Here is an 11,233-nt window from a genome sequence, read left to right as displayed (position 1 = left end):
GTGTGGAACAGGTGCGCGCCGTACTTGTGCACCTCGATCCCCGTCTCGGGGTCGATCTCGCTGTAGGCGTTGCCCCCCACGTGGTGGCGCCGGTCGAGGACCAGGACCTTGCGGTCGAAGCGCTCCGCCACCTGCTGGGCGACGGTCAGCCCGAAGAGGCCGGCGCCGACGACGACGAGATCTGGGTTCACGCGATACTCCCAAGAGGTGTGCTGCCAGGTGTCGGTTCACCCTACTTCACCCCTTCCTGTCGGCTCGGCGGCCGCCGGTCGCGTGTCCGAGGTGAGGCCCGGCAGGCCGGCGTGGTTGCCTTGGCGCATGAGCTCATCCGCCGCGAGCGAGGCCAGCCGGGGTGTCCTCGGTCGAGGCGCCATCTATGCGCTCGGGACGGCGGGACCGATCCTGGCCAACACCCTCGTGACCCCCGCCCTCACCCGCGTCTTTCGTGACGACGTCGGCGAGTACGGCCAGATCCTCAAGGCGCTCGTCGTCCTCCAGGTCGTGATGATGCTGGCCAGCCTCGGCATGCCCTCGGTCATCACGCGCCAGGGCATGCTGGCGCGCGGCGGGGTCGCGGGGGCTCGTGACCTGTTGCTGCGCGCCTCGTTCGCGGGCGCCGGCCTGGCGATCCTTGCCTCCGTTACGAGTCCCCTGTGGCACGGGCTGGTCGGCGGCACTGCTCTGGTGACGGCGCTGGCCGTCCTGGGCGGCGGAGCCTTCGTCGCCGTGGAGAACTCGCAGGCGATGCTGCGTGTCCTGGACCGCCCGGGCGCCTTCGTGACGGTCAGCGTCCTCGCCACCCTCGGCGGACCGTTGATCGGGCTGGCCTCGACGCTCCTCTGGCTCCGATCGGCCTGGGTCTACGTCGTCGGCGTGGCCGTGGGGTACGCCCTGGCCGGCGCGGTCGGCCTCGTCCTCACGGGCCGTGGCGAGCGCCGTCGCGAGCCCGGCGACCTCCGTCGAGCCCTGCGGATGGGGACTCCCCTGCTGCCCCACATGGTCGCCCTCTACTGCGCCAACGGCGGCATGCTGTTCGTGGCCTCCAGCCTCTACGACGACGCGGCGGCCGGTCGGCTCGGGATAGCCCTGCTGCTGGGGGTGGCGCCGGGGGTCGTGACCTCGGCCCTCAACAACTCCTGGGCCCCCGTGGTGTTCGCCGCCACGCCGCAGGACCGCGTCCCCGTCCTCGAGCGCACCACCGCCGACATCGCGATGCTGACGGCCACGGTCGCCGGTGGCGTGAGCGTCCTCTCGCCCTGGCTGCTCCAGGCCTTCGCGGACAGTCGATACCAGCCCCTGGCACTCGTGCCGGCCGTGGGTCTGGCGGGGATCGGCACGGTCCTCGCCATCGGCTACCTCGCCAACTCCCACCTGCTGTTCGTGCAGGGACGCACCACCGCGCTGGCGATCATCACCCCCGTGTCCCTGGCCGTGGGCATGACGGTCGCCTACCTGGCCGGACGGCTCGACCTGCGCGCGGTCGCCCTCGGGTTCCCGGCGACCTACGCCTGCCAGTGGGCCCTGGTGAGCCTCGCGCGCCATGCCGGCCGAGCCGACCGGTGGAGGCAGAGCGTGCTCGCCATCCCCGTGCTGCATGGCGCGGCCGCGTGCCTGCTGGGCGCGTGGCTGCCCGCGAGTGGCGTGACGTCCTTCGTCCGTCTCCCCGTGGCCGCGGGCCTGGGGCTCGTCGCGCTGTGGCAGGTGCGCCGGGTGGTGCGTCGCTGAGCGTCAGCCCACCTGTCCCGGACGCAGCCAGCCCGCCGTCGTCGGCGTCCAGCTCTCCGGGAGTCGGCGGGGCAGGTGGCTCATCGGGTGGCGCAGGAAGCTGAGCGGGTGAGGGGTGGCGTGCGGCGGCGCTGCGGCCGGGGCCACCGGAACGCCCTCCCCGGGGGTTGCGTCGTCGGCGGCGCGGGACCGCCCCAGGTGCCCGCGCACCACCCCAGCGGCCTTCTCGAGGGGCATGCCCGCCCAGTAGTCGAACGCGGGGCGCAGGGACAGGGGGTGCTGCCACCCGGCGAGGACCCGCAGCTCCTCGGGATCGCGCAGGTGCCCGGCGCCGAGCTCCAGGTCGCTCACGGCGCGCACCGCGTCCACGTCCGGGGACTGCGTGTAGACCTCGGGCCACAGCTCACGCATCCTCGCGCCGACGTCGCTCCCCTGCCCCACCAGCCGTGGCTCCGGACCGTGCACGCAGGAGGGGAGGCCCAGGCTCGCGGCATACCAGGTCGACGTGCCGGCCCGGTTGCTCACGACGCGGGATGCTCGCTGCATGCCGAGGTAGAGGCGGGTCATGAAGTGCGTGTCGAACCGCCCGCCCGCGGACACGACCTGGTTGCCGCCGACGCTCCAGGCCGCGACCATCTCGGGATCCTTGAGGTCCTCGACGTGCAGGCAGATCGTGGACGGCCCCTCGGTCCGCAGGTAGTAGTCGGCCAGCGCCCGGGCGTCGGACTCGACCCGATGCACGTGGGTCCCGTGCATCGGCATGATCAGCGGCCGGGGCTCGACCACCGGGTCGGCCTCGACCCCGGCGTCCCGCGTGAGCCTGACCAGGTAGAGCCACGGAGCGCCGATCGCCGTGGTCGGCCGCGCCTCGTCCGCCGGGTCCCAGGACCGAGCCTCGTGGGACCAGACCAGCACCCGACGGCGGTCCCCCGGCAGGCCCACGGACGGGAACTGACCCATGTTGCTGACCAGCGGCGACGTGACCACCCACCCGTGCTGCACGAGGCCGGCGAGGTGGCGGACCCGTGGTTGTCCGGCGGCGTGCGCCAGGACCGCGGTGTGGCCGTAGAAGTGGTTCTGGATGTCCATCGGGCACTCCTGCGTAGGTCGGGGAGATCGGAGGAAGGTCGGGGGAGATCCGGGGGGATCAAAGGAGATCGGGGGCGCTGCGGGGCGATCCGAGAGGGGTGGGGCGCGGGAGATCAGGTCACGGGGTGGCCGTGCAGCATGGTGGCGTAGCGATCCGCCAGGACGTCCCAGTCCCAGTCCCCGAGCAGGTCGGCCGCGGATCCCGTGGGCGCCGCATCCACGGCGCTCAGCACCTCGGCGGTCAGGGCCGGCTCGTCCCCGGACGGGACGACGACGACCGTCGGCACGGCCGCAGCGAGCTCGCGCGCCACCCCGACCTCGTAGCCGACGACCGTGGCACCGGCTGCGGCCGCCTCCACCTGGGTCAGCTGGAAGCCCTCCGAGGCGGTGCTGGGGTTGACGTAGACCGAGCCGTGGAGCAGGCGGCGGATCCGCTCCGGGTCCAGGCGACCGTGGACCGTCGTCCCGCCGAGCCTGGAGGCCTCGCGTCCGGCCCGCTCGAGATCAGGTCCGTCCCCCGCCAGGTGCGCCTCCCCCTGCCAGCCGGCCTCGCGGCAGGCCTCGACCACGCGCAGGAACGTGCGCCAGCCCTTCTCCTCCACCAGGCGTCCGACATACACGAGGCTCCGGGGGCGCTCCGCGGGACCCTCCTGCGCCGAGGGAACCCAACGGGCCAGGTCGAGGCCGTTGCCGAAGGGCACGCAGCCTACGCCGGCGAGCTGCCCGACGAACTCGGCCGTCCTGGCCGACACCGCGAGGACGTCGTCCGCCGCGCGGAGGACGAACCGCCCGAGGGTCAGGTCGACCAGTCGGCTCGCCACCGAGACGAGACCGCCGGCGGCGACGAAACCCCCGCCGTGCTCGGTGTGGAGCAGCGGCACCGACAGGTCGCGGGCCAGCAGCACCCCGAGGGCGCTCATGGGGAAGAACCGGGTGTGGGTGGCCACGTCGGTGACGGGCGGACCGCCGAGGAGGCGACCCGACCTCACGAGTCGGACGACACGGGCCCACTCCAACGGCGAGGGGACCGCCACCACCTCGCCGACGTCCAGGTGCCTGCGCAGGGGCAGCACCCGCACCCCCTGCCACAGGTAGGGATCGCTGCCACCACCGAGCTGCACGACCGTGACGATCACCCCACGACCCACCAGGCGCGGAAGCAGGGCCTGGAGGTGGCTCTCGACACCGCCCGATGAGTTCCGGAAGTTCGTGACCACCACCAGCAGGTGGGGACTCCGCTGCTCGGGCATGCCGCTCCTCACGTCCATCACGTGCTCATCATGACGCCGGGGCGCGCCGCGCAGCGGCAGACCTGCCGCGACCCCCTATCGTGTCATGCGTGAACGAGAACGTCTGGCTGGTCGTCCCCCTCTACAACGAGGCGACGGTGATCAGCGACGTCGTCACCCATGCCCGGCGCACCTTCCCCAACGTCGTGTGCGTCGACGACGGGTCCAAGGACCAGAGCGCGGCGCGGGCACTCGCCGCTGGTGCCCGCCTCGTCCAGCACCCGGTCAACATGGGTCAGGGCGCCGCCCTCCAGACGGGGTTCGAGTTCGCCCTGACCGATCCCGAGATGGCGTACGTCGTCACCTTCGACGCCGACGGGCAGCACCAGGTGGACGACGTCCTGCAGATGCTCGACCGGATCCGGACCGACGACCTGGACGTCATCTTCGGGTCACGGTTCCTGGACGAGCGGACCAAGCCGAGCGCGCTGAAGAAGCTCGTCCTGCGCCTCGCGGTCGCCTACACCAACCTCTCGACGGGGACGCGGCTCACCGATGCCCACAACGGGCTGCGGGTCCTGTCCCGACCGGTCGTCGAGCAGCTCGACATCACCATGAACCGCATGGCCCACGCGTCCGAGATCGTGGCGCAGATCGGGGCCATGCAGGTCGACGGCAGACCGGTGCGCTACGCCGAGGAGCCCGTCCACATCCTCTACACCGACTACTCGGTCTCCAAGGGCCAGTCCCTGTGGAACTCGGTCAACATCCTCGTGGAGCTGATGTTCAAGTGAAGGCCCTCATCCAGCTCGCGCTGATCGCCACCATCGTCGTGGTGCTCCTGCGGATGACCACGGCACGCGGGGCGCGCACCCAGGCGATCCGGCGGCTCGGCATGTTCGCCTTCGCCGCCTTCGCGGTGTACTCCATCATCTTCCCGTCGGTGTGGGTGCGTCTGGCCCGGGCGGTGGGCGTCGGTCGAGGCACCGACCTGGTGCTCTACGTCCTCGCCATCGCGTTCCTCGGCTACATGATGAGCACCCACCTGCGCTTCCGCGAGATGGACGTGCGGTTCACCCGGCTCTCGAGGCGCATCGCGCTCGACGAGGCTGCCGCACGACACCCGGAGGTGGCGTCCAGGTCGCAGGGACAACCTGCGGCTACGGTGATGCGTCCAGAAGACATGACCGACGTCCCCGACCCGGAGGCCGACCCGAGCGATGACCCCCGCTGACGAGCGAGACCCGCACGACGACACCGAGTCCTACGTCGTCGACACGCGCAGGCGGCGCGGACGGATGTCCAGCCCGCGCAACCCGCTCGGCGGCGCGAGTCGCATCACTGGTCGCCGCCGTCCCGACGAGGACCACCGTCCTGACCCGGACCCTCGGCGCGATGACGGGTGGGGCGACGAGCCCGTGGACCAGGCGCGTGGGGGCGGCGCGGCCTACCCGGCGGGCGCGGCATACGACGATCGCTGGGACGACGGGGGCCGGTCCGGCACCCGCCAGATGCCGGTCCAGCCGTCCCGACCGGCCCAGCCCCCCACCTCGCCCCCGCGCCGGTCGTACGACGCCCGGCCGGGTCGGCCGCCGCGCCGGGTGCACCGCCGCCGGCGGGTCGTGGCCCTCGTGCTCGTGGCCCTGCTCGCCTGGATCGCCTTCCTCGTCGTGACGCCGTTGCACGCATGGAGCTCGGTGTCGAACGTCGACGCCTCTCCCGCGGGGGATCGCCCGGCGCGGGTGAGCGGCTACAACTACCTGCTCGTCGGCTCCGACTCGCGGGCCGGGCTCAGCGCCGAGGAGCAGCAGCAGCTCGCGACCGGAGACGACGCCGGGCAGCGCACCGACTCGATCATCCTCGTGCACGTCTCCGAGTCCGGGCAGAAGTCCGCGCTGGTCTCCCTGCCGCGCGACTCCTACGTGCCGATCCCGGGTCACAACCGCAACAAGATCAACGCGGCCTACTCCCTCGGCGGCCCGAAGCTCCTCGTCGAGACGGTGGAGCAGGCGACCGGCGTGCACGTGGACGGCTACGTCGAGATCGGCTTCGGCGGGTTCGCCCGGGTCGTCGACTCCCTGGGCGGCGTCTCCGTGGACGTGCCGTTCGACATGAACGACGAGAAGGCCGGCATCAACCTCACGAAGGGCGAGCAGACCCTGACCGGTCCGCAGGCCCTGGGCTTCGTGCGGTCCCGCTACTCCGACCCCGAGGGCGACCTCGGCCGGGCCAAGCGCCAGCGTCAGTTCCTCGGCGCGATCATGCGCAAGGCCGCCAGTCCCGCGACCGTGCTCCTGCCGTGGCGCTACTGGGGCTTCACGCACAGCGCCGCCGAGGGGGTCAAGGTCGGTGACGGGACCACGCCGGCGGACCTGACACGCGTCCTGCAGGCGATGCGATCGTCCTCGGGTGGCGACGGGCAGTCCCTGGTCGTGCCGATCTCCAACCCGGCCTACCCCACGGCGGCGGGGGTCGCCGTCAAGTGGGACACCGCCAAGGCGCAGGAGTTCTTTGGCAAGATCAAGGACGACCAGCCGCTCCCCTGAGGATCTACCTGAGGTAGTCACACTCGCCTGGCGTGCCAACCCGGGCGGATGTGCCTACCTGAGGGAGGTCAACGCTCGCCGCGGCGCGCCATGATCGCCCCGTAGGCCATACGTCGCAGCTGCTCGGGCACGAGACGGTAGACGCCGCGCACCAGGACGTTGCGCACGCACTGCGCCGGCGTCGTGAACCCCATCCGGAGGAAGCGCCGCTGCAGCGCCAGCTCGGTGCGCAGCATGGACCACCCGCCACGGCGGGCGTAGGCCCCCTCCCCCACCCGGTAGCACAGCAAGGGTTCGGCGACGTTGGCCACCCGTGCCCCGCCCTGGATCATCCGGGCGAACAGCAGGTAGTCCTCCATCTGCTTGAAGTCCTGGTAGCCGCCGGCGGCCTCGACGGCGGAGCGGCGGTAGACGACGGTCGGGTGGTTGAACGGCTGCGCCATCCGGGAGGACTCGACGATCCGCTCGGGCGTGAGCGGCGGCACCCGCCGCCCCACCACGTCGTCCCGGCCCGAGCCGATCTCGAGCATCCCCGACCCGACCACGTCGGCGCCGCCCTCGACGACGGGCAGCTGCACCGCGAACCGGTCGGGCAGCGAGATGTCGTCGGCGTCCATCCGGGCGACCACGTCGTGGGCGCACCGGGCCAGGCCGGCGGTGAGGGCGACGCCGAGACCGCGGTTGACCGGGAGCCGGACCAGCTCCACCGGCACCACCGGCTCCGCGACCAGCCGCTGGATCGCCTCGTCGAGCGCGGTCGGCACCGGCCCGTCCTGCACCAGCACGACCTGGGCGGGAGGTCGCACCTGCTCGACCGTCACGGAGTCGAAGGCCTCGCGCAGGTGGGCCGGGTCGTCTCCGCGGTAGACGCACATCAGCACGCTGAACGGCAGCTCCGTCATACGGCTCGCCCCTGCTCCCCCACGGCCTCCGACAGGACGTCCTCGGTGCGCCGCGGGCCGCGCAGCACCCCGTCGCGCACACCCCTGGCCAGTCCCCGCACCAGCGTCCCGCGGTCACCGGACCGCGCGACGGTCCGGACCCAGCGCCGCAGGGAGGACCCGCCGTAGACGACCTTCTCCACCGGCGTCAGGGACCGCGAGCGCGTCCACATCCACACCTTGTTGCGGACCTCGTAGTAGAAGCGGGGGCCCGGGTCGGCGTCGGTCGAGCCGAAGGTCCTGGTCTTGTGCACCACCACCGACCCCGGGCAGGCGAGGCCGTGGCCACCACGGATCAGGCGCGTGGAGTACTCGAAGTCGTCGTTCCACAGGAAGTAGTCCGCGACCGGCAGACCGCGCTCGCGCACCGCGGCGGCGTCGCACAGGATCGACACGAAGGACGCCGAGCGCACCGGGACGCAGCCGATCGACGCCGCGGCCTCGCGCTCCTGCGCCGACGCGAAGGGCGACGGGCGCGGGGTGTTCATCGGGTGGTCACGACCGTCGGTCCACACGACCCGGCTGGCGACGACCGCCGGTGTGCCGAGCGGGAACTCGCCGCGGGCCCGCACCAGGGCGGCCAGCGCCTCGGGCTCCGGGACCGTGTCGTCGTCCATCAGCCAGACGGCGTCGCACCCCAGCTCGAGCGCCCGCCGTATGCCGATCGCGAACCCCCCGGCCCCACCGGTGTTGGTGCGCGCCGTCACCGTCACGACGTCCTCGCCCTGGGCGCGGAGCGTCTCGGCGGTGCCGTCGGTGGAGGCGTTGTCGACGACCACGACCCGCGAGACCGGCAGGGTCTGGGATCGCAGCGCCGACAGCACCTCGAGGAGCAGGTCGTGCCGGTTCCAGGTCACGACCACGGCGACGACGGAGGCGTCAGGCGTCATCCGGCCGGTCAGCCCTTGAGCAGCTGACGTGCCATGACCAGGCGCTGGACCTGGTTGGTGCCCTCGTAGATCTGGGTGATCTTGGCGTCGCGCATCATCCGCTCGACCGGGAAGTCCTTGGTGTAGCCGGCGCCGCCGAGCGCCTGGACGGCGTCGGTGGTGACCTTCATCGCCACGTCGGAGGCGAAGCACTTGGCGGCCGCGCCGAAGAACGGAAGGTCGGCGTCGCCGCGCTCAGACTTGGCGGCCGCGACGTAGACCATCTGGCGGGCGGCCTCGAGCTCCATGGCCATGTCGGCGAGCATGAACTGCATGCCCTGGAACTCGGCGATGGCCTTGCCGAACTGCTTGCGCTCCTTGACATAGGCCACGGCCTGGTCGAGGGCGCCCTGGGCGATCCCGACGGCCTGGGCGCCGATCGTGATGCGGGTGTGGTCGAGGGTGCGCAGCGCGATCTTGAGGCCGTCGCCGACCTCGCCGACGCGGCGGTCGTCGCCGATGCGGACGTTGTCGAGGTGCAGCTCGCGGGTGGGGCTGCCCTTGATGCCGAGCTTGCGCTCGGGCTCGGAGAAGCCGAAGCCCTCGTCGCCCTTCTCGACCACGAAGGCCGTGACGTTGGCGCCGCGGCGGCCGTCGGGGTCGCTGACCGCGAGGACGGTGTAGAACTCGGAGACGCCGGCGTTGGTGATCCACGCCTTGGTGCCGTTGAGGACCCAGTCGTCGCCCTCGCGGCGGGCCCGGGTGCGCATGCCGGCCGTGTCGGACCCGGCCTCACGCTCGGACAGGCCGTAGGAGAACATCGCCTCGCCGCGCGCCATCGGCGGCAGGTAGCGGCGCTTGACCTCCTCGGACCCCGCCAGGATCAGGGGCATCGAGCCGAGCTTGTTGACGGCCGGGATCAGCGAGGAGGAGGCGCACCCGCGGGCGACCTCCTCGATGACGATGCAGGTGCCGAGAGCGTCGAGGCCGACCCCGTCGTACTCCTCCGCCACGTGCGGCGCCTGGAGGTCGACCTGGCACAGGGCGTCGTAGGCGACCTGGGGGAAGATGCTCTTGTCGTCCACCTCGGCGGCGGCGGGCGCGATCTTGTCGGCGACCACCTCGCGCAGCATCGCGCGGAGCTCCTCGTGCTCCTCAGAGGTCTTGAACAGGTCGAAGTCGGTGTTGGAAGCCACGGGCCGAGCCTACCTGCGCCCGGCTCTCCCGGCGGCGGCCGGGAGCGTGTCCCTCACCACCTGCCACGTATGCCGGGGGCCTCCGCTCGGTATGGTCCTAGGACCATACCCGCGACGCGAGGAGGCAGGCATGACCACGCAGCAGCCAGAGGAGCCCTCGGTGATGGACCAGGCCCAGGACGGTGACGCCGGCCAGGTGTCGCGCTCCGGGCTCTATCCCACCAAGGACGACCAGGACGACAACCAGCAGGCCTCGTCGGGCGGGGACGACCCCGAGCTCGCCGGCGCCGACCTCGACGAGGACCAGTCCGAGGGCCGCGGCCCCACGATCGAGCCCGGGGCATGACCGCCGGCACCGCCAGCCGCACGACCGGGAGCGCCGGGAGCGCCGGGAGCACCGACGACGCAGCCGCGACCCAGCAGCGCCCGGCACTCGCTCGTCTCGTCGGTGACGTCGAGACCTTCGCCGCCGAGGTGTGGAGCCGCCGTCCGCTGCTGCGCACCGGCGCCGAGGCCCTGGCCGAGGACGGGCGTGACTTCACCGACCTGTTCGGTCCCGACGCGGTGGACGAGATGGTGTCCCGCCGGGGCCTGCGGGCGCCCTTCCTGCGGCTGGCCAAGGACGGGTCCCCGCTGCCCGACAGCCTGTTCACCACCGCCGGCGGCGTGGGGGCGAGCGTCCGCGACCAGGTCGGCGACGACCAGCTGCACCGCGAGTTCGCCGGTGGGGCCACGATCGTCGCCCAGGGCCTGCACCGCACCTGGCCGGCGCTGGTCGACCTGGGCCAGCAGCTGGCGGTCGACCTCGGCCACCCGGTGCAGATCAACGCCTACATCACGCCGCCGCAGAGCCAGGGCTTCGCCGACCACTACGACGTGCACGACGTCTTCGTCGTGCAGACGAGCGGCCGCAAGCGCTGGGTGCTCCACGCGCCCGTGCTGGAGGCGCCCCTGCGGCACCACCCCTGGGCGGAGCGCCGCAGCCAGGTCGAGGAGGCGGCCCGCACCGAGCCCGTCCTCGACGTGACGCTCGAGCCCGGCGACGTGCTCTACCTCCCGCGGGGGACGATCCACGCGGCCTCGACCTTCGGCGAGATCTCGTCGCACGTCACCATCGGGGTCCACACCTGGACGCCGTATGCCGCCGCCGAGGTCATCGGGGAGCTCGCCCTCGACCGCGCGGCCTCCGACCCCGACGTCCGCCGGTCGTTGGACCTGGGGGTCGACATCTCGACGGACACGAGCGGGTTCGCGGTGGCTCGGGCGGCGCTGGTGCGCGCGATCGAGGAGCTCGACGACGCCTCCATCTCGCGGGCCCTGACCCGCCGTGACGAGGCCGGACGGCGGCTGTCGCCGATCTCGCCGATCGCCCAGGTCCAGGCGGTGCTCGACCTCGGCGACGCCACCCGGCTGCGGCTGCGCCCGCACCTGCGGATCACGGTCTCGCCGGTCCCGGCCGACGACGAGCAGCTCATGCTGGACAGCCGCCTCGGGCTGCAGCGGATCCCCGCGGCCGGTCGGCCGGCTCTCGACATACTCCTCGACGGTGGTGAGACCACCGCCGCCGAGCTGGGGCAGGAGGCCGCGCGGACCCTGCTGCGCGCCGGGGTCCTCGTCCCCGCCTGACCCGCCCTCCTC

The 11,233-nt window shown here is 72.5% G+C and carries 12 protein-coding genes; 6 read left to right on the top strand and 6 right to left on the bottom strand.

Annotated features, from left to right (window positions below; all coding sequences use genetic code 11):
* Nucleotides 1-191: FAD-dependent oxidoreductase (locus tag B2P18_RS02435; RefSeq protein ID WP_286955714.1), on the bottom strand; the 191-nt coding region annotated here is incomplete at its 3' end.
* A 127-nt stretch (nt 192-318) separates the two neighbouring features.
* Here B2P18_RS02435 and B2P18_RS02430 point away from each other — a divergent pair.
* Nucleotides 319-1,725 (top strand): lipopolysaccharide biosynthesis protein, encoded by a 1,407-nt coding sequence (locus B2P18_RS02430; RefSeq protein WP_286955713.1) that lies wholly within the window; start codon nt 319-321, stop codon nt 1,723-1,725.
* Nucleotides 1,726-1,728: 3 nt separating this feature from the next.
* Here the strand turns inward: B2P18_RS02430 and B2P18_RS02425 are convergent, their stop codons facing one another.
* On the bottom strand, nt 1,729-2,814 hold the full coding sequence (locus B2P18_RS02425; protein ID WP_286955712.1) for a hypothetical protein: 1,086 nt from the start codon (nt 2,812-2,814) through the stop codon (nt 1,729-1,731).
* A gap of 113 nt (nt 2,815-2,927) precedes the next feature.
* A complete protein-coding gene (locus B2P18_RS02420; RefSeq protein ID WP_286955711.1) occupies nt 2,928-4,064 on the bottom strand; it encodes a glycosyltransferase family 4 protein in 1,137 nt (378 codons plus the stop codon).
* Nucleotides 4,065-4,153: 89 nt separating this feature from the next.
* Between B2P18_RS02420 and B2P18_RS02415 the strand changes: the two genes are divergently transcribed.
* Genes B2P18_RS02415 through B2P18_RS02405 form a run of 3 tightly spaced genes read left to right on the top strand, consistent with a single transcriptional unit; the run spans nt 4,154 to nt 6,589 of the window.
* On the top strand, nt 4,154-4,837 hold the full coding sequence (locus B2P18_RS02415) for a glycosyltransferase family 2 protein (RefSeq protein ID WP_286955710.1): 684 nt from the start codon (nt 4,154-4,156) through the stop codon (nt 4,835-4,837).
* Nucleotides 4,834-5,277, top strand: a complete 444-nt coding sequence (locus tag B2P18_RS02410) for a DUF2304 domain-containing protein (RefSeq protein WP_286955709.1) — start codon at nt 4,834-4,836, stop codon at nt 5,275-5,277. The genes B2P18_RS02415 and B2P18_RS02410 overlap by 4 nt, the downstream gene beginning before the upstream one ends.
* A complete protein-coding gene (locus tag B2P18_RS02405; protein ID WP_286955708.1) occupies nt 5,264-6,589 on the top strand; it encodes an LCP family protein in 1,326 nt (441 codons plus the stop codon). The genes B2P18_RS02410 and B2P18_RS02405 overlap by 14 nt, the downstream gene beginning before the upstream one ends.
* 68 nt (nt 6,590-6,657) lie before the next feature.
* Here the strand turns inward: B2P18_RS02405 and B2P18_RS02400 are convergent, their stop codons facing one another.
* The 3 genes from B2P18_RS02400 to B2P18_RS02390 are packed head-to-tail and all read right to left on the bottom strand — an operon-like array spanning nt 6,658 to nt 9,595.
* The gene (locus B2P18_RS02400; RefSeq protein ID WP_286955707.1) at nt 6,658-7,491 is read right to left on the bottom strand and encodes a glycosyltransferase; all 834 of its coding nucleotides are present in this window, start codon (nt 7,489-7,491) and stop codon (nt 6,658-6,660) included.
* Nucleotides 7,488-8,420, bottom strand: a complete 933-nt coding sequence (locus B2P18_RS02395) for a glycosyltransferase (protein WP_239264068.1) — start codon at nt 8,418-8,420, stop codon at nt 7,488-7,490. The genes B2P18_RS02400 and B2P18_RS02395 overlap by 4 nt, the downstream gene beginning before the upstream one ends.
* Before the next feature lie 8 nt (nt 8,421-8,428).
* Nucleotides 8,429-9,595, bottom strand: a complete 1,167-nt coding sequence (locus tag B2P18_RS02390; protein WP_019285702.1) for an acyl-CoA dehydrogenase family protein — start codon at nt 9,593-9,595, stop codon at nt 8,429-8,431.
* A 130-nt stretch (nt 9,596-9,725) separates the two neighbouring features.
* Here B2P18_RS02390 and B2P18_RS02385 point away from each other — a divergent pair, with 130 nt between their 5' ends.
* Nucleotides 9,726-9,941, top strand: a complete 216-nt coding sequence (locus B2P18_RS02385) for a hypothetical protein (RefSeq protein WP_029210705.1) — start codon at nt 9,726-9,728, stop codon at nt 9,939-9,941.
* Nucleotides 9,938-11,221: a cupin domain-containing protein gene (locus B2P18_RS02380; RefSeq protein ID WP_286955706.1), complete on the top strand. Its 1,284-nt coding sequence runs from the start codon at nt 9,938-9,940 to the stop codon at nt 11,219-11,221. Before B2P18_RS02385 ends, B2P18_RS02380 begins: the two co-directional genes overlap by 4 nt.
* Nucleotides 11,222-11,233: the final 12 nt, after the last annotated feature.

The organism is Arsenicicoccus sp. UBA2120, assembly GCF_002330965.1.
GTDB classification, from domain to species: domain Bacteria; phylum Actinomycetota; class Actinomycetes; order Actinomycetales; family Dermatophilaceae; genus Arsenicicoccus; species Arsenicicoccus bolidensis.
Note: the sequence above shows the minus strand (reverse complement) of the source record. Positions and strands in the feature narration are given on the sequence as shown.